We start from the raw sequence: 16,533 nt of genomic DNA on the forward strand, positions 1-16,533 counted from the left end.
CGCCTCAGGCCTCCAGCCGCAGGTCGAAGCGCTGCTCGTCGACTTCCACGCCCCACTGCGCGCCGCGCGCCTGCCGGGTGAGCCTGAAGCCGTTGCGTTCGTACAGGTGCCGCGCGGCATCCAGCCCCGCGAAGGTCCACAGGTGGCAGTCGCGGTAGCCGCGGGCCCGGCAGAAGTCCAGCGCGGCGCCGATCAGCGCCTTGCCGGCACCCCGGCCCCGGAGCCGGTCGGACACGATGAACCAGCGAAGATGCGCGCCCTCGCCCCGGGCGTCGATGCCGTCGATGACGATCGAGCCCTCGACCCGGCCGTCGGACACCGCCAGCCACAGGCCGTCGCGCGCGTCGTCGTGCCGGCACGCGAACTCGGCCAGCTCGCGCGCGACCTTGGTTTCGAAGTACAGGCCGAAGCCGGCCTTGCGGTGGTAGTACTCGCCGTGCAGCGCGACGATGCCGCCGATGGCGCCGGGCAGCCAGCCGCGGACGATCTCGAAGCGCATCGCCGGCACCGCCTCAGCGGACCTCGATCTCCACGAACACCACCTCGTGCGGGCTGGCGTTGACCACGTTGTGCTCGACGCCCGCGGCCCGCGAATAGCTGCTGCCCGCCACCAGCGGCGCGTCGAAGTCGCCGTCCTTCGTCTCGAGGCGCAGCGTGCCGTTGGTCATCGGCACGACGACGTAGTCCATCTGGTGCGTGTGCCAGCCGGTTTCCGCGCCGGGCGCGAAGCGCCACTCGGTCACCACGACCCGCTCGTTGGACACCTGCACCGTGGGAACCGCCTGCGCTCTGCGTTCGCTCATCGAGATCTCCGACTTCAGTCAATTTCCGTGTCGAAAGCAGCATAAGCCATCCGGGACGCCGTGACAGAATCCGGCGGTCCGGTTCGAATGCCGCGGCCGCCGCGCCGCCGGCCGCGATCGGCGCCGCCGAAGACTCCGCCATGGCCGAGATGCCCCAGCCCCACGCTCCTCGCCCGCCAGGCCTCGACCAGCCGCCGCCGGGATCCTTGCGCCACACGCCGCTCGAGGACGCGATCGCCTTCCTGTCGGCAGCGGTGCTGGTGGGCCTGGGCGTCGCGCTCTTCGAGAAGGCCGGGCTGGTGACCGGCGGCACCGCCGGCCTCGCGCTGCTGCTGTCCTACCGCTTCGGGATCGGCTTCGGACCGGCCTTCGTGCTGGTCAACCTGCCCTTCTTCGCGCTGGCGGTCTTCCGGATGGGCTGGCGCTTCACGATGAAGACGATCGCCGCGGTCGGGCTGCTGGCCGCGATCAGCGAGCTGCAGCGCCCGCTGCTCGGCCTGGGCGCGATCCACGCCGGCTACGCGGCGCCGGTCGGCGGCCTGCTGGTCGGCGTGGGGCTGCTGATCCTGTTCCGCCATCGCGGCAGCCTGGGCGGCTTCAACGTGCTGGCGCTCTACCTGCAGGAGCGGACCGGTTGGCGGGCGGGCTGGCTCCAGTTGGGCCTCGACGCCGCCGTCGTGCTGCTGTCGCTGGCGGTGGTCGCGCCGGAGGTCGTCGCGGTCTCGCTGGTCGGCGCGCTGACGCTGAACCTGACGCTGGCGATCAACCACCGCCCGGGCCGCTACGTGGGCATGTAGGGCCGTGAGCCGGGGCGGCGCAGCGCCGCCCGGACCGTCGCTAAGCCTCGCGCCGGCGCGCGGTGACCTCGATCTCGATCCGCATCCGCGCATCGGCCAGGCCCGCGGAGATCATCGTCGCGGCGGGCCGGATCTCGCCGAACCATCGCCGCAGCACCGGCCAGCAGCGCGGGAACTCGGCCGCGTCGGGAAGGATGTAGGTCACGCGCACGACGTCGCGCATTTCCGCCCCGGCCTGCCCCAGCGCCGCCTGGATGTTCTTCAGGCACTGCTCGGCCTGTTCGACGACGTCGTCGGCGATCGTCATCGTCGCGTAGTCGAAGCCGGTGGTGCCCGACACGAACACCCAGTCGCCGTCGACGACGGCGCGCGAGTAGCCGATCTCGCGCTCGAAGGTGGAGCCCGAGCCGATCAGTGTTCGCGACATCTTCCCTCTCCTTCGAGCTGCCGGTCAGCCGGCGATCTCGGCGCCGCGCTCCGCGAGCAGCTCGCGCAGCACCGAGCGGTGGCAGCGGGCCTCGCTCTCGCAGTAGCAGCCCACCGAGAAGCTCGCATGGTGCGACAGCGCGGCAAGCAGGTCGAGCTCGCGGCTGGCCTCCGGCGCGGACATCTCGGCGCGGAACTTCCTGCGAAAGCCCGCCCAGTCGCGGTCGCTCTGCGCAGCCTGCGCCTCGGCGACCAGGGCGGCGCTGGGCGAGAGGTTCGGGAACCAGACGTCGTAGTAGTCCCGGGCCGCGAATTCCGCCTTCGGCACGCCGCGCGGCGGCCTGCGCACCGTGCCGATCCGCAGGCCCTCGCCGTCGGCCCGCGGCGAGCCCAGTCGAACGATCCTGACCGCCATGCTTCCTCCCGTGCGCCGCCCGTCCGCCGGCACTCGAATGCGTCGCCGCCTCAGAAGTCCCCGTCGCGATAGCTGCGGGCGAGGTCCTCGGTGTACTCGGCGATCGGCCCCAGATGCACTGCGATGCTTTCCAGTCGGTCCGCGCAGCCGAAGTAGACGAAGGCCGTCGCGGTTTCGCCGCCTGCGGCGCCGCGCGGCCCGACCTCGATCTCGCGGCGGCTGTACCACCCCGGCTCGTCGATCTGCTCGAGTTCGTCCATCAGCGCGAGCGCCTGCGCGTCGACCCGGTACAACTCGCCGGCCACCGGGTGGCCGCTGCCGGGCCGGTCGACCAGCCAGGGCACGCGGATGTCGCCGACCACGTAGAGCGGATAGGGCCGCAGGGTCACGAACTCGCCGGCAACTCGGGTGCCGCGATTGACGCGGAAATTCGGAAAGCCCTGCTTAAGGGTGCCGTAGACGAACACCAGGTCGGTCATTTTCGCTCGGGAGGAGGACGGCGCAGCGCATCGCGCCAGTAGCCGAAGGCGGTGGCGCCGATGCCGCAATCGGGTTCGGCGACCCGCAGCGTCTCGAGGCAGCCGAGCAGCCGCTCGGCGTACTCGCGCAGGCCGAGGATCGCCAGGCTCTTCAGGATCCGGGTGATCCGCAGGTCGTTGTGCGTGTCGGCCAGGAACCAATCGAGCTTGCGTTCCGGCCAGTCGGGAGACTTCACGATGCCGTCGGCGCTGCGCGCGAGCCCGTAGAACGCGAGCATCCGGTCCAGGCTCGCGAGCAGCCGCGCGCGAAGTTCCGGGTCGGCATCGAAGGCGTCGCGGACCTCGTCGTCGACCAGCGGCGCGAACGGATTGACGCCGCTCGGCTCGCGCAGCGGAAAGAGCCACTGGATGAAGTCGTGCGTGTGCTCGAGCCAGTCGTCGTCGCGGGCGAGGATCTCGTCGACCCGGCGCCCGCGATGGTCGGCGCCGGTGCCGCGGTAGAAGGCGAGCAGCGGGTTCATCGCGCCGAGTTTAGTGAGCTCGCCGGCAAGGCGCCAGAGGCGATAATCGCTCGATGGACCGCTTCAAGCAGATCGAGACCTTCGTCGCCGTGGCCACCCGCGGCAGCCTTTCCGCCGCCGCCCAGGCCGAGGGCGTGGCGCCCGCCGTGATCGGCCGCCGGATCGACGCGCTCGAGGAGCGCCTCGGCGTCAAGCTGCTGGTGCGAACCACCCGCCGCATCACGCTGACCTTCGAGGGCAGCGCCTTCCTCGAGGACTGCCAGCGGATCCTGCACGACTTCCACAACGCCGAGGCCTCGGTCTCGCTCGGCGGCATCAAGGCGAGCGGCCACCTCAGGGTGACGGCGCCGGCCGGCTTCGGCCGCGCCCACGTCTCGCCGCTGCTGCCCGGCTTCCTGGACGCCCACCCCGACGTGACGATCTCGCTGGACCTCACCGACCGGCTCGCGGACATCGTCAACGAAGGCATCGACGTGGCGATCCGGATCGGCGTGCTCGACGACTCCAGCCTGGTCGGCGTGAAGCTGGCCGACAATCGCAGGGTCGTCGTGGCCAGCCCCGCTTACCTGGGGCGGCGCGGCACGCCGCTGGCGCCGTCCGACCTGGCGCGGCACGACTGCCTGACCTTCGGCACCTACGGCAACCAGGCGCGCGGCTGGCAGTTCACGATCGACGGCGAGCTCGTGTCGATGCGGGTGTCGGGCTCGATGGAGTGCAACGACGGCGCGGTGCTGCGCGACTGGGCGCTGGCCGGACGCGGGCTCGCCTGGCGCTCGATGTGGGAGGTCGGAGAGGACCTGAAGGCGGGCAGGCTGGTCGCCGTGCTCGAGCCCTTCGCTGCGCCCGACAACGCGATCTACGCGGTATTCCCGCAGCGCCGCCACCTGCCGCTGCGGGTGCGGATGTTCATCGACCACCTGAAGAACACCTACGGCAACGCCGCCTACTGGCTCGGCGCCGCCTGAACCGGGCTTCCGGGGCCGCCGACCCGGGCTTCCGGGGCCGGGCCCCGGTGAACGGCGCCGGAACGAAAAAAGGGGCGACCCTCGGCCGCCCCTCGCGCGATCGGGCGGCCTTCGCCGCCCGGCATCGCGATCACGACAGGTGCTTGCCCACCAGGCCGGTCATCTCGAACATGCTGACCTGCGCCTTGCCGAAGATCTTCTTCAGCTTGTCGTCGGCGTTGATCATCCGCTTGTTCTTGGCGTCCTGCAGGTTGCCCTTCTTGATGTAGTCCCACATCTTCTTGACGACTTCGGTGCGCGGCAGCGGCTTGCTGCCGACGATCGCGGCGAGGTCGGCGCTCGGGGTCATCGCCTTCATGAAGGCGGCGTTCGGCTTGCGGGCGGCCTTCTTCGCCGGCGCCTTCGCGGCGGCCTTCTTGGCCGGCGCCTTGGCCGCGGCCTTCTTCGCCGGGGCCTTCGCAGCCGCTTTCTTGGCCGGGGCCTTGGCCGCGGGCTTCTTGGCCGGCGCCTTGGCAGCCGCTTTCGCGGCCGGTTTCTTCGCCGGCGCCTTCGCGGCGGGTTTCTTCGCAGCCTTGCTGGCAGTCGCCATGCTCGAATCTCCTTTGATTGGGAATGCCTGGTTCGCTTCGAAAACGCCCGCCTCGACTGGCTTTGCGAGGCGTTTCTCCACAGTCGCAGAGCATGACGCTTCTTCGCAGCGCCGCCAATATCCGGAACGATGCGGCAAGCGCTACAGGCGCCGACTGTTGTATTTCCGAATCACGACGGCTCGAGAAACGTGCTCCGCACGTCGATCGACGAGCGCTTCCCGACGTGCCTGAGGCTCGCCTCGATCCAGGCGGAGGCGGTCTCCCGCCCTCTCTCGCGCAGGTCGAGCAGGAAGGGCGTTGCCGTCGTGAACTTCGATTCGCTGCCCAGGCCGGACAGCACGCCGTCGGCCCGCACCGCGTGGACCAGCATGTTCTTGAGCCTGGGCTCGAACTCGGGCTTCAGCCAGCCCTCGCCGAGCAGCTTCTGGACGAAGGCGATCGCCCGCATCTCGGAGATCAGCGAGGCGTTGAAGGTGATCTCGTTGAGCCGGTCGAGGATCTCGCCCGGGTTGCGGGGAACGCGATCGCGGGCGAGCGGGTTGACCATCACCACCAGCAGGTCGCGCGACTCGCATTCGTAGAAGAACGGGAACAGCGGCGGATCGGCCAGGTAGCCGCCGTCCCAGAAGGCCTCGCCGTCGATCGTGACCGTGTGGAAGACAGTCGGCAGGCAGGACGACGCCAGCAGCACGTCGACCGTCAGCTCGTTCGTGTCGAAGACCCGAACGTGACTGGTCCGCACGTTGGTCGCCGAAACGAACAGCCTGAACGGGCTGTCCGCGCGCAGCCGCTCGAAGTCGACCTGCGTGTCCAGGATGCCGCGCAGCGGATTGAGGTTGGCCGGGTTCAGGTGGTAGGGCGAGAACGTGCGCACCAGCAGGTCGGCCCAGGCCCCCAGCATCTCGGTGCCGAAGATGCCCGAACCGCCGCCGACCGTGCGCCAGAACCGGTCGAGCGCCTCGCGGGCGCCGTCGCGCCCGCCTTCCATCCAGCCCTGGGCCAGCACGACGGCATTCATCGCGCCGGCGCTCGCGCCCGACACGCCCTCGAAGTCGAGGCGACCGTCCTCGAGCAGCCGGTCGAGCACGCCCCAGGTGAACGCGCCGTGCGAACCGCCGCCCTGCAGGGCGAGGTTGACTGTGGGCCGGGTGCGCCGCCGGGAACCTGAAGACTCGTTCATCGGAACGGGACACTAACACGCCTGCGGGCGGCCGGTCTTCGCCCTCCGTTACCATCGGCAGCCCGGCCCGCGCGAACGGCGCGCCCGCCGGCCTCGAGCCCGACAAGACCGACGATGACCCAGCCCGCCCTGCCCGACTCCGACGCGCCCGGCCAAGCCGGGCCCCATCCCTTCGACGCCGCGATCCGCCTGTCGCCGCTCGGCGGTGGCCGCTTCGCCGGCCGCACCTCGGACGCCTACCGGAACATGGTCGGCCCCTACGGGGGCATCACGGCCGCAGTGATGCTGCAGGCGCTGCTGCGGCGGCCGGAGCGGCTGGGCGACCCGGTCGCGCTCACCGTGAACTACGCGGGCCCGGTGCGCGACGGCGAGTTCGAGATCGCAACCCGGGAGATCCGCACCAGCCGCTCGACGCAACACTGGTTCGCCGAGCTGGTCCAGGGCCCGGAACGGGAGGTTTCCACGACCGCGACCGCGGTCTTCGGCACCCGCCGGGAGACCTGGGCGCACGTCGAGGCCATGCCGCCCGCCCTGCCGCCGCGCGAGTCGCTCGTTCCCTCGCGCGGCACCTCCGTGGCCCCCTGGTCGGCGCGCTACGAGCGGCGCACGCTCGACGACCTCGACGCCGGCGAGGCGCGCAGCTGGCTGGCCGACGTCCCGCCCAGGCCGATCGACTTCCCCGGGCTCGCCTCGCTGTGCGACGCGTTCCGGCCGTGGCTGTTCGCGCGCCGGCCGCAGCGCACCCCGATCGGCACGGTCACGATGAACGTCTATTTCCACGCCGCGGCCGACGAGCTCGCCGCGATCGGCGCCACGCCGCTGCAGGGCGTGGCCCGCACCAACGCGATCCATCGCGGCTTCTTCGACCAGGAGGCCCAGCTGTGGACGCCGGACGGCAGGCTGCTCGCGACCACGCAGCAGGTCGTCTGGTTCAAGGAGTGAGCCCGGCACCGCGCCGGCGGGTCGCTCAGCGCGGCGCGGGGCGCCGCCTGAACGGGTGCCACTGCTGGCGCAGGAAACCCCGCGGCAGCGTCTCGCCGAGCACGCCGTAGCGCTCGGGCAAGGCGCCGGGTGCCCGGTGCAGGGTGCCGAACACGCGATCGAGGAAGGCGAAGTGCGCCGCGAAGTTGCGGTCGAGCGCCGCGCGGTCCGAAGCGTGATGCCAGTGATGGAACTCGGGCGTGACCAGCAGGTGCCGCAGCGGCCCCCACGGCAGCCGCGCGTTCGAGTGGTTGAGCACCGCGTGGAAGGCCACGATCACGATGTAGGCGTCGATCGCCCAGCGCGAGAAGCCGAGCACGAAGACGATGCCGAGCACGAGCACCCGCGTGGCCAGCATGTCGAGCAGGTGCATCCGCGAGCCGGCCAGCCAGTCCAGCGTGTCGATGCTGTGATGGATGGCGTGGACGCGCCAGAGCGCCGGGACACGGTGCCAGGCGCGGTGCAGCCAGTACTGCGCGAAGTCGGCCACGAGGGCCAGCAGCAGCAGCTCGGCCCATCCGGGAAGCGAGCGGACCGCCTGCTGCAGCGGCGGGTGCACGGCCCATCCGAAGAAGGCGTGAACCAGTGCGTTGGTGGCCAGCAGCAACAGACCCACGGCCAGGTGGTTGGCGGCGAAGTAGCCGAGGTCGGTCTGCCAGTCGGGCCGGAAGACCGGCTGGCCGGGCCGCAGCGGGAACAGCTTCTCGAGCAGCACGAACACGAACGCCGAGCCCAGCAGGTCCAGCACGAACCAGTCGACACCCAGGTAGGGCGTGCCGTCGGCGAAGTCGCCGACCGGCACCCGATGCCCGCCCAGCGCGACCGACAGCAGCACCAGCGCGAATGCCGACAGGCTGAGCCAGCGCGTGCGCCCGAGCGCCGCGTTGACCAGCGACACCGACCCGGCGAGCACCAGCGCGCCGAGCAGCAGCTGTCGCAGCAGCTCGACCGGATATCGCCGCCGCAGCTCGGGGGTGGTCAGGTACTCGGGAAAGTGGAAGGCCAGCACCGCGAGCAGCGAGAGCGCCGCCAGCGCGAAGGCGAGCACGCCGCTGGCCAGCCCGCGGCCGGGCGCGAGCGGGCCGCTGCCCGCCAGCAGCCGGGCGAATCGGTCGACGAGCCCGCGCAGCGCATCCATCGAACGATCATCGCACGGCCCGGGCCGCGCTCGGCAGGCCTGCCGCCCGCCCCGGCGCCCGGCGGCCGCGCCAGCCGCCGAACGGGCCTCAGGCCGTCTCGGCCTCGCGCGCCGCGCGCTTGCGCTCGTGCTCCTTCAGGAAGCGCTTGCGCAGCCGGATGCTCTTCGGCGTCAGCTCGACCAGCTCGTCGTCGCCGATGAACTCGACCGCCTTCTCGAGCGTCAGCTGGATAGGCGGGGTCAGCACGATCGCCTCGTCCTTGCCCGAGGCGCGGACGTTGGTGAGCTTCTTCTCCTTGACCGGGTTCACGACCAGGTCGTTGTCGCGGGTGTGGATGCCGATGATCATGCCCTCGTACAGCGGATCGCCCGGCTTCACGAACATCCGGCCCCGCTCCTGCAGCTTCCACAGCGCGTAGGCCACCGCGTCGCCGTCGTCCTGAGAGATCAGCACGCCGTTGCGGCGATCCTCGATCTCGCCGGCCCAGGGGCCGTAGTCGTCGAACACATGGCTGATGATGCCGGTGCCGCGGGTCAGGTTCAGGAACTCGTTGTGGAAGCCGATCAGCCCGCGCGCCGGCACCCGGTACTCGAGGCGCACCCGGCCCTTGCCGTCCGGCTCCATGTTCTGCAGCTCGCCGCGCCGGCGGCCGAGCAGCTCCATCACCGGGCCCTGGTGGTTCTCCTCGAGGTCCATCGTCAGCAGCTCGTAGGGCTCCTCGCGCACGCCGTCCACGGTGCGGATCTTCGGCTTGGGCCGCGACACCGCCAGCTCGTAGCCCTCGCGCCGCATGTTCTCGAGCAGGATGGTCAGGTGCAGCTCGCCGCGGCCGGACACGATGAAGGTGTCGGAGTCGGCGGAGAAGTCCACGCGCAGCGCCACGTTGGCCTTCAGCTCGCGCTCGAGGCGCTCGCGGATCTGGCGGCTGGTCACGAACTTGCCTTCGCGGCCCGCCATCGGCGAGGTGTTCACCAGGAACTCCATCGTCATCGTCGGCTCGTCGACCTTCAGCACCGGCAGCGCCTCGAGGGCGGCCGGATCGCAGACCGTGGAGCCGATGTCGAGCTGCTCGATGCCGGTGATCGCCACGATGTCGCCGGCCTCGGCCTCGTCGACAGCGACCCGCTCGAGCCCGCGGAAGCGCAGCACCTGGTTGACCTTCGCGTTGACCGGCGCCACGCCGGTCTCGGCCTGGTCGCCGTACAGCACCACGACCTGCTGGCCGGTGCGCACCCGGCCGCGGTTGACCCGGCCGATGCCGATCTTGCCCACGTAGCTCGAGTAGTCGAGCGCCGAGATCTGGAACTGCAGCGGGCCCTCGACGTCGTCCTCGCGCTTGGGCACGTGGCGAAGGATCGCCTCGAACAGCGGCTTCATCGACAGTCCGCCCGCGCCGGCTTCCAGCACGCCCTCGGGCAGGTCCTTCAGGTTCTCGACCGCGATGCCGTTGATCGCCGATGCGTACACGACCGGGAAGTCGAGCTGCTCCTCGGTGGCGCCCAGCTTGTCGAACAGGTCGAAGGTCTGGCTGACCACCCAGTCGGGCCGCGCGCCCGGCCGGTCGATCTTGTTGACGACCACGATCGGCTTCAGGCCGAGGCCCAGCGCCTTGCGGGTCACGAAGCGGGTCTGCGGCATCGGTCCCTCGACCGCGTCGACCAGCAGCAGCACGCCGTCGACCATCGACAGCGCGCGCTCGACCTCGCCGCCGAAGTCTGCGTGCCCCGGGGTGTCCACGACGTTGATGCGGGTGCCCTCGTACTCGACCGCGCAGTTCTTGGCGAGGATCGTGATGCCGCGCTCGCGCTCGAGGTCGTTGCTGTCCATCACGCGCTCGGCCACCTGCTGGTTGGCGCGGAAGGTGCCGGACTGGCGCAGCAGCTGGTCGACCAGCGAGGTCTTGCCGTGGTCGACGTGCGCGATGATCGCGATGTTGCGAATGGCCTGGGTCATGTTCGTGTCCTGGTTCGGAGGATGTGGTGTTCGGGTCCCGGATCGGGCCGGGGCGCGTCGTTCGTATCGGGGGGCCGGGGCAGGATCGCGGCCCCGGCGGGTTGCGGCATCGAGGGCCGGCGGCGAGCCGAGATCCGCGGGCCCGCCGGCGAGGCCCGGCTTGCGCCGGACCGGATCAGCCCTGGCGGGAGCCGGCGGCGCAGGCGCCGTCCGGAACCGGCTCGCGGGCCGCCTCGGCGACCGCGTCCGGAACGGGCTCGGCACCCGACTCGACGGCGACGAGCCTCAGCGGCGCGAGCACCCGGTTGCGCCAGAGCGCGAGTCCGAGCAGGCGCGTGTCGGCGTAGACGCGCACCCTGCCCTCGCGGGCACTGCCGGCGCCCCCGGCGTCCTGGGCACCGCAGGCGTCCAGCGCCTCCCGCTGGGCGGGCCCGAGCGCGTGGGCCGGCAAGCGCTGGCCGTTGCGGAAGCGGGCGGCCGCCTGCGGGTCGAGATCGACCCGCGGCAGCCCCGCGAGCAGCGCGTCGACCGGCGCGAGCCGGGCGCGCCGCTGCGGCAGGTCGAGCGCCTCGAGGGCCTCGAGCCCGAGCGCATCGACCAGCGAAAGCATCCCGACCCGCTCGCGGCGAAGCATGCTCAGGTGCGCGCCGCAACCGAGCCGCTCGCCGATGTCCTCGGCCAGCGTGCGGATGTAGGTGCCCTTGCTGCAGGCCACGCGGATCGTGGCGCGAGGCGCGTCGCCGTCGAGCGCGCAGTCGATCACGTCGATCGAATGGATCGTCACGCGGCGCGCCGCGCGCTCGAGCTCGATGCCGGCGCGCGCGTATTCGTACAGCGGCTTGCCCTCGCGCTTGAGCGCCGAGTGCATCGGCGGCACCTGGTCGATCGGGCCCACGAAGGCGGCGCAGGCGGCGCGCAAGGCCTCTTCGCTCACGGCGACCTGCCGGCGCTCGCGCACCTGTCCTTCGGCGTCGCCGGTGTCGGTGGTCACGCCCAGCGTCAGGTCGGCGAGGTAGGTCTTGTCGGCGTCGAGCGCGTCGGCCGCGAACTTGGTCGCCTCGCCGAACATCAGCGGCAGCAGCCCGCTCGCCATCGGGTCGAGGGTGCCGCCGTGGCCGGCCTTCAGCGCGTTCAGCAGCCGGCGCGCGCGCACCAGCGCGTCGTTGGAGCTGAGCCCCTTCGGCTTGTCGAGCAGCAGGATGCCGTCGACCCGCTCGCGGGGCGCTCTACGAGTTTGCGTCACGACCGGCCTGCGTCAGTCGTCCGCGTGCCGGCGGACTGCCTCGTCGATCAGCTTCGACATCTCGATGCCCTGCGAGGTGGACCGGTCGTGGACGAAACGCAGCTCGGGCGTCGTGTGGATCCGCACCCGGCGGCCGAGCTGGCCGCGCAGGAAGCCGGCCGCCCGCTCGAGCCCGGCCCTGGTCTTCGCGACCGTGTCCGGGTCGTCGGGCAGCACCGTGAAGTACACGGTGGCATAGGCGTAGTCGGGCGTGAGCTCCACGCCGGTCAGCGTGACCATGCCGACCCGCGGGTCCTTCACTTCGGCGCGGATCAGCTCGGCCAGTTCGTGGTGGACCTGTTCCGCCACCCTGACCGAGCGTCCGCCGCCGCCTGGCTGATGCCTGCTCATCGCGATGCGCGCCGCCCTTACAGCGTGCGCGCGACCTCCTTGATCTCGAACACCTCGAGCTGGTCGCCTTCGCGGATGTCGTCGTAGTTCTTCAGCGACAGGCCGCACTCGAAGCCCTCGCGAACCTCGCGGACGTCGTCCTTGAAGCGCTTGAGCGTGTCGAGCTCGCCGGTCCAGATGACCGTGTTGTCGCGAAGCAGCCGCACCCGGGCGCCGCGGCGCACGATGCCGTCGGTGACCATGCAGCCCGCCACGTTGCCGACCTTCGGCACGCGGAAGATCTGCCGGATCTCGACCTGGCCGATGACTTCCTCGCGCTGCTCGGGCGCGAGCATGCCGGACATCGCCGCCTTCACCTCGTCGACCGCGTCGTAGATGATGTTGTAGTAGCGGATGTCGATGCCGTTTGCCTCGGCCAGCCGCTTGGCCTGCTGGTCGGCGCGCACGTTGAAGCCGATCACGACCGCCTTCGACGCGGTGGCCAGGTTCACGTCGCTCTCGCTGATGCCGCCCACCGCCTGGTGGACGATCTGCACCTTGACCTCGCTGGTCGACAGCTTGAGCAGCGCCTGGGCCAGCGCCTCGGCCGAGCCCTGCACGTCGGCCTTCACGATCAGCGGCAGGGTCTGCACCTCGCCCTCGGCCATCTGCTCGAACATGTTCTCGAGCTTGGCGGCCTGCTGCTTGGCCAGCTTGACGTCGCGGAACTTGCCCTGGCGGAACAGCGCGATCTCGCGCGCCTTGCGCTCGTCGCCGAGCACCAGCACCTCTTCGCCGGCGGCAGGGACTTCCTGCAGGCCCTGGATCTCGACCGGGATCGACGGGCCGGCCTCTGCGACCTGCTTGCCGTTCTCGTCGAGCATCGCCCGCACCCGGCCAAAGGCCGAGCCGGCGAGCACGACGTCGCCGCGCTTGAGCGTGCCCGACTGCACCAGCACCGAAGCGACCGGGCCTCGGCCCTTGTCGAGTCGCGCCTCGATGACCAGGCCCTTGGCCGCGCCCTCGCGCGGCGCCGTCAGCTCGAGCACCTCGGCCTGCAGCAGCACGTTCTCGAGCAGGTCGTCGATGCCCTCGCCGGTCTTGGCCGAAACCGGCACCACCGGCACGTCGCCGCCGTACTCCTCGGACACCACCTCGTGCGCGATCAGCTCCTGCTTGACGCGCTCGGGATTGGCCTCGGGCTTGTCGATCTTGTTCATCGCGACGACCAGCGGCACGCCGGCGGCCTTCGCGTGGTTGATCGCCTCGATCGTCTGCGGCATGACGCCGTCGTCGGCCGCGACGACCAGGATCACGATGTCGGTCGCCTTGGCGCCGCGCGCGCGCATCGCGGTGAAGGCCTCGTGGCCCGGCGTGTCGAGGAAGGTGATGACGCCGCGCGGCGTCTCGACGTGATAGGCGCCGATGTGCTGCGTGATGCCCCCTGCCTCGCCGGCGGCGACCTTCGCGCGACGGATGTAGTCGAGCAGCGAGGTCTTGCCGTGGTCGACGTGGCCCATGACCGTGACGACCGGCGGACGCGGCAGCTTCTCGAGGTCGCCGTGCGCCTCGGTTTCCTCGAGGAAGGCCTCGGGGTCGTCGAGCTTCGCGGCGAAGGCCTTGTGGCCCATCTCCTCGACCACGATCATCGCGGTGTCCTGGTCGAGCACCTGGTTGATCGTGACCATCTGGCCGAGCTTCATCAGCTGCTTGATGACCTCGGCCGCCTTGACCGCCATCTTGTGGGCGAGGTCGGCGACCGTGATCGTCTCGGGCACGTGCACTTCGCGCACGATCGCCTCGGCCGGCATCGCCTGGCTCTGGGCCTGCTCCTGCTGGCGGCGATCGCGGCCGCCGCGGCCGCCGCGGGCGCCGCGCCAGCCGCTGTCGGGGCCGCCGCCGCGGGTCTTGAGGCCGCGCCGCTTGGACGCGTCGTCGGACCAGGTCGACGAAAGCTTCTCGGACTTGACGTGCTTCTTCGGCGCCTCGCCGGCCGACGGCTGGGCGCCGCCCGCGGGCTTGGCCGGCGCGCCGGCCGGGCGATGCAGCGTGCCGCTGACACCGGCCTTGGCCGCGGCCGCCGGCGCGGGCGCCGCGGCCTGCGGGACCGGAGCGGGAGCGGGTTCCGGCGCCTTGGGCTGCGGGCGTCGCTGCGCGGCCATCAGGCGGTTGATCTCGGCGACCTCGGCCTCGACCGCGCGGCGGGCGGCCTCGGCTTCCTCGGCGGCCTTGCGGGCGGCCTCTTCGGCTGCGCGCGCCTCGGCATCGGCGCGCTCGCGCCGCGCGCGGGCCGCTTCCTCGGCCTCCGCGGCGGCGGTCTCGCCCTCGGCGCCGGCAGCCTGCTCGGCGGCGGTGCGCTCGGCCTCGCGGCGGGCCTCTTCCTCGCGACGGCGCGCCTCGGCGGCAGCCTGGGCCTCGCGCTCGAGACGCTCCTGCTTCTCGCGCAGCTCGGCGGCCTGGCGCTCGAGCAGCTCGCGCTGGCGCTGCTCCTCGGCCTCGCGCTGCAGGCGCTCCTGATCGTCGACCACGGCGGCGGCGGGCGCCTGCTCCTCGACCTGCGGCGCCTCGGCAGCGCCCGCCTCGGCGGCGTCGCGCTTGACGAACACGCGCTTCTTGCGCACCTCGACCTGGATCGTGCGCGCCTTGCCGGTGGCATCGGCCTGCTTGATCTCCGAGGTCTGCTTGCGCGTGAGCGTGATCTTGCGCTTGGGCGCGTCGTCGGCGCCGTGCGCGCGGCGCAGCGCGACCAGCAGCTGCTCCTTGTCGGCCTCGGTCAGCGTGTCCTCGGGCGAACGCTTGTCGACGCCAGCCGCCTTCAGTTGCTCGAGCAACGCATCGGCCGGCATCTTCAGCTCCGCCGCAAACTTCGCCACGTTAGTACTCGCCATGCTCTTCCTTTCCAGATCGCTCCGGATTTTCTGTACGTCCGGCGCGCCCTTCGGCGCGCCCCGCCAACGACCGATCAGGCCTGCTCTTCGTCCTCGAACCAGTGCGCCCGGGCCTTCATGATCAGGTCCTTCGCGCGCTCCTCGTCGATCCCGGTCGCCTCGGTCAGTTCGTCGACCGCCAGCTCGGCCAGCTCGTCGCGCGTGTGCACGCCGGCGTCGGCCAGCCTGGCCGCCAGGTCCCGGTCCATGCCTTCGAGGCTCAACAGGTCCTCGGAGGTCGTGCCGATCTTCTCCTCGGTCGCGATCGCCTCGGTCAGCAGCACGTTGCGCGCGCGATCGCGCAGCTCGTTGACCGTGTCCTCGTCGAAGGCCTCGATCTCGAGCATCTCGTTGATCGGCACGTAGGCCACTTCCTCGAGGGTGGTGAAGCCCTCGTCGATCAGGATGTCGGCGACGTCCTGGTCGACGTCGAGCTTGTGCATGAACAGCTCGCGGATCATCTGCCGCTCGCTCTCAGCCTTCGCCTGCGACTCCTCGGCCGACATGATGTTGATCTGCCAGCCGGTCAGCTCGGAGGCCAGGCGCACGTTGCGCCCGCCGGTGCCGATGGCCAGCGCGAGGTTGTCCTCGTCGACGACCACGTCCATGCTGTGCTTGTCCTCGTCGACGACGATCGACGACACGTTGGCCGGCGCCAGCGCGCCGATCACGAACTGCGCCGGGTCCTCGGACCACAGCACGATGTCGACGCGCTCGCCGCCAAGCTCGCCGGTGACCGCCTGCACGCGCGAGCCGCGCACGCCCACGCAGGTGCCGATCGGGTCGACGCGACGGTCGTTCGAGTGCACCGCGATCTTCGCGCGCACGCCCGGGTCGCGGGCCGCGGCCTTGATCTCGAGCAGGCCCTGCTCGATCTCGGGAACCTCGTTGGCGAACAGGTGCTTGATGAACTCGGGGGAGGTGCGCGACAGGAACAGCTGCGGGCCGCGGCCCTCGCGGTTGACCCGGTCCACGTAGGCGCGCACGCGATCGCCGACCCGCAGGTTCTCCTTGGGGATCATCTGGTCGCGCGGCAGCCTGGCCTCGACCTTGCCCGACTCGATGATCGCGCCCTCGCGATCGACCCGCTTCACGGTGCCCGACAGGATCGGCTCGCCGCGGGCGAGGAAGTCGTCGATGATCTGCTCGCGCTCGGCGTCGCGGATCCGCTGCAGGATGACCTGCTTGGCCGCCTGGGCGCCGATCCGGCCGAGCTCGACCGGTTCGAGCTCTTCCTCGATGTAGTCGCCGACCTGGGCGTCGGCCACCTGCTTGCGCGCCTCGGTCAGGATGATCTGGATGTCGTGATCCTCGAGCTCGCCGTCGGGCACGACCAGCCAGCGGCGGAACGCCTCGTAGTCGCCGGTCATCCGGTCGATCGAGACGCGCACGTCGCTGTCTTCCTTGAAACGCTTCTTCGTGGCCGAGGCCAGCGCGCTCTCGAGCGCACCGAACACGACCTCGCGGCCGACGTTCTTCTCGCGCGCCAGCGCATCGACCAGCAACAACACTTCGCGGCTCATTCAGCCTCTCCTAGAACCTGTAATCCGGCACCAGCCGAGCCCGCTCGATCTCGTCGAGCGTAAAAACCAGTTTCCTGACCGGCGCCTGCGCGCCGGCACTGCGCGGCGCCACGGCCTCGCCCGCCTCGCCGCCCGTGGCCGCCTCGGCCGCCCCGGCGACCGCGGCCCTCGCTGCCGGCTCAGCGCCTTCCGTCATGCCCTCGGCCGCCATCACCGGCTGGC

The 16,533-nt window shown here is 71.2% G+C and carries 16 protein-coding genes and 1 pseudogene; 3 read left to right on the plus strand and 14 right to left on the minus strand.

Going from position 1 to position 16,533, the window contains the following annotated elements:
- Positions 1 to 4: 4 nt before the first annotated feature.
- Together M6I34_RS04225 and M6I34_RS04230 are read right to left on the minus strand one after the other, a co-directional pair.
- The gene (locus M6I34_RS04225; RefSeq protein ID WP_272484461.1) at positions 5 to 499 is read right to left on the minus strand and encodes a GNAT family N-acetyltransferase; all 495 of its coding nucleotides are present in this window, start codon (positions 497 to 499) and stop codon (positions 5 to 7) included.
- A 13-nt stretch (positions 500 to 512) separates the two neighbouring features.
- Complete coding sequence (locus M6I34_RS04230) at positions 513 to 803, minus strand: cupin domain-containing protein (RefSeq protein WP_272484462.1); 291 nt, start codon at positions 801 to 803, stop codon at positions 513 to 515.
- A 140-nt stretch (positions 804 to 943) separates the two neighbouring features.
- Between M6I34_RS04230 and M6I34_RS04235 the strand changes: the two genes are divergently transcribed.
- Positions 944 to 1,600 (plus strand): YitT family protein, encoded by a 657-nt coding sequence (locus tag M6I34_RS04235; RefSeq protein WP_336254400.1) that lies wholly within the window; start codon positions 944 to 946, stop codon positions 1,598 to 1,600.
- 40 nt (positions 1,601 to 1,640) lie between these two features.
- Here M6I34_RS04235 and M6I34_RS04240 read toward each other — a convergent pair whose 3' ends face one another.
- Genes M6I34_RS04240 through M6I34_RS04255 form a run of 4 tightly spaced genes read right to left on the minus strand, consistent with a single transcriptional unit; the run spans position 1,641 to position 3,441 of the window.
- Positions 1,641 to 2,027, minus strand: coding sequence for a RidA family protein (locus tag M6I34_RS04240; protein WP_272484463.1), 387 nt, complete (start codon positions 2,025 to 2,027; stop codon positions 1,641 to 1,643).
- 24 nt (positions 2,028 to 2,051) lie between these two features.
- Positions 2,052 to 2,441: a DUF488 domain-containing protein gene (locus tag M6I34_RS04245; RefSeq protein WP_272484464.1), complete on the minus strand. Its 390-nt coding sequence runs from the start codon at positions 2,439 to 2,441 to the stop codon at positions 2,052 to 2,054.
- A gap of 50 nt (positions 2,442 to 2,491) precedes the next feature.
- Positions 2,492 to 2,920, minus strand: coding sequence for a gamma-glutamylcyclotransferase family protein (locus tag M6I34_RS04250; protein WP_272484465.1), 429 nt, complete (start codon positions 2,918 to 2,920; stop codon positions 2,492 to 2,494).
- A complete protein-coding gene (locus tag M6I34_RS04255) occupies positions 2,917 to 3,441 on the minus strand; it encodes an opioid growth factor receptor-related protein (RefSeq protein WP_272484466.1) in 525 nt (174 codons plus the stop codon). Before M6I34_RS04255 ends, M6I34_RS04250 begins: the two co-directional genes overlap by 4 nt.
- A gap of 53 nt (positions 3,442 to 3,494) precedes the next feature.
- Here M6I34_RS04255 and M6I34_RS04260 point away from each other — a divergent pair, with 53 nt between their 5' ends.
- Positions 3,495 to 4,406, plus strand: a complete 912-nt coding sequence (locus tag M6I34_RS04260; protein ID WP_272484467.1) for a LysR family transcriptional regulator — start codon at positions 3,495 to 3,497, stop codon at positions 4,404 to 4,406.
- 130 nt (positions 4,407 to 4,536) lie between these two features.
- Here the strand turns inward: M6I34_RS04260 and M6I34_RS04265 are convergent, their stop codons facing one another.
- Both M6I34_RS04265 and M6I34_RS04270 read right to left on the minus strand, forming a co-directional pair.
- Complete coding sequence (locus tag M6I34_RS04265) at positions 4,537 to 4,995, minus strand: SWIB/MDM2 domain-containing protein (protein ID WP_272484468.1); 459 nt, start codon at positions 4,993 to 4,995, stop codon at positions 4,537 to 4,539.
- A gap of 170 nt (positions 4,996 to 5,165) precedes the next feature.
- Complete coding sequence (locus M6I34_RS04270) at positions 5,166 to 6,176, minus strand: patatin-like phospholipase family protein (RefSeq protein WP_272484469.1); 1,011 nt, start codon at positions 6,174 to 6,176, stop codon at positions 5,166 to 5,168.
- Positions 6,177 to 6,290: 114 nt separating this feature from the next.
- Between M6I34_RS04270 and M6I34_RS04275 the strand changes: the two genes are divergently transcribed.
- Entirely contained in the window at positions 6,291 to 7,118 is an 828-nt protein-coding gene (locus M6I34_RS04275) for an acyl-CoA thioesterase (RefSeq protein WP_272484470.1), read from the plus strand.
- A 25-nt stretch (positions 7,119 to 7,143) separates the two neighbouring features.
- Here the strand turns inward: M6I34_RS04275 and M6I34_RS04280 are convergent, their stop codons facing one another.
- From M6I34_RS04280 to nusA, 6 genes and pseudogenes are all read right to left on the minus strand, one after another.
- A complete protein-coding gene (locus tag M6I34_RS04280) occupies positions 7,144 to 8,295 on the minus strand; it encodes a sterol desaturase family protein (protein ID WP_272484471.1) in 1,152 nt (383 codons plus the stop codon).
- An 88-nt stretch (positions 8,296 to 8,383) separates the two neighbouring features.
- Entirely contained in the window at positions 8,384 to 10,249 is a 1,866-nt protein-coding gene (typA, locus tag M6I34_RS04285) for a translational GTPase TypA (protein WP_272484472.1), read from the minus strand.
- 277 nt (positions 10,250 to 10,526) lie between these two features.
- A pseudogene (gene truB, locus M6I34_RS04290) lies at positions 10,527 to 11,492 on the minus strand (tRNA pseudouridine(55) synthase TruB); the annotation flags it as partial.
- A 12-nt stretch (positions 11,493 to 11,504) separates the two neighbouring features.
- The gene (gene rbfA / locus M6I34_RS04295) at positions 11,505 to 11,882 is read right to left on the minus strand and encodes a 30S ribosome-binding factor RbfA (RefSeq protein WP_272484474.1); all 378 of its coding nucleotides are present in this window, start codon (positions 11,880 to 11,882) and stop codon (positions 11,505 to 11,507) included.
- A 17-nt stretch (positions 11,883 to 11,899) separates the two neighbouring features.
- Entirely contained in the window at positions 11,900 to 14,749 is a 2,850-nt protein-coding gene (infB, locus tag M6I34_RS04300) for a translation initiation factor IF-2 (protein ID WP_272484475.1), read from the minus strand.
- A 74-nt stretch (positions 14,750 to 14,823) separates the two neighbouring features.
- The gene (nusA, locus tag M6I34_RS04305; RefSeq protein WP_272484476.1) at positions 14,824 to 16,311 is read right to left on the minus strand and encodes a transcription termination factor NusA; all 1,488 of its coding nucleotides are present in this window, start codon (positions 16,309 to 16,311) and stop codon (positions 14,824 to 14,826) included.
- Positions 16,312 to 16,533: the final 222 nt, after the last annotated feature.

Origin of the sequence: Zeimonas sediminis, assembly GCF_023721795.1 — a bacterium.
Taxonomy (GTDB): Bacteria; Pseudomonadota; Gammaproteobacteria; order Burkholderiales; family Burkholderiaceae_E; genus Zeimonas; species Zeimonas sediminis.

Coding starts and splice junctions, on each gene's coding strand:
- M6I34_RS04225 (WP_272484461.1), bottom strand. CDS start 499: ATGCGCTTCGAGATCGTCCGCGGCTGGCTGCCCGGCGCCATCGGCGGC.
- M6I34_RS04230 (WP_272484462.1), bottom strand. CDS start 803: ATGAGCGAACGCAGAGCGCAGGCGGTTCCCACGGTGCAGGTGTCCAAC.
- M6I34_RS04235 (WP_336254400.1), top strand. CDS start 944: ATGGCCGAGATGCCCCAGCCCCACGCTCCTCGCCCGCCAGGCCTCGAC.
- M6I34_RS04240 (WP_272484463.1), bottom strand. CDS start 2,027: ATGTCGCGAACACTGATCGGCTCGGGCTCCACCTTCGAGCGCGAGATC.
- M6I34_RS04245 (WP_272484464.1), bottom strand. CDS start 2,441: ATGGCGGTCAGGATCGTTCGACTGGGCTCGCCGCGGGCCGACGGCGAG.
- M6I34_RS04250 (WP_272484465.1), bottom strand. CDS start 2,920: ATGACCGACCTGGTGTTCGTCTACGGCACCCTTAAGCAGGGCTTTCCG.
- M6I34_RS04255 (WP_272484466.1), bottom strand. CDS start 3,441: ATGAACCCGCTGCTCGCCTTCTACCGCGGCACCGGCGCCGACCATCGC.
- M6I34_RS04260 (WP_272484467.1), top strand. CDS start 3,495: ATGGACCGCTTCAAGCAGATCGAGACCTTCGTCGCCGTGGCCACCCGC.
- M6I34_RS04265 (WP_272484468.1), bottom strand. CDS start 4,995: ATGGCGACTGCCAGCAAGGCTGCGAAGAAACCCGCCGCGAAGGCGCCG.
- M6I34_RS04270 (WP_272484469.1), bottom strand. CDS start 6,176: ATGAACGAGTCTTCAGGTTCCCGGCGGCGCACCCGGCCCACAGTCAAC.
- M6I34_RS04275 (WP_272484470.1), top strand. CDS start 6,291: ATGACCCAGCCCGCCCTGCCCGACTCCGACGCGCCCGGCCAAGCCGGG.
- M6I34_RS04280 (WP_272484471.1), bottom strand. CDS start 8,295: ATGGATGCGCTGCGCGGGCTCGTCGACCGATTCGCCCGGCTGCTGGCG.
- typA (WP_272484472.1), bottom strand. CDS start 10,249: ATGACCCAGGCCATTCGCAACATCGCGATCATCGCGCACGTCGACCAC.
- rbfA (WP_272484474.1), bottom strand. CDS start 11,882: ATGAGCAGGCATCAGCCAGGCGGCGGCGGACGCTCGGTCAGGGTGGCG.
- infB (WP_272484475.1), bottom strand. CDS start 14,749: ATGGCGAGTACTAACGTGGCGAAGTTTGCGGCGGAGCTGAAGATGCCG.
- nusA (WP_272484476.1), bottom strand. CDS start 16,311: ATGAGCCGCGAAGTGTTGTTGCTGGTCGATGCGCTGGCGCGCGAGAAG.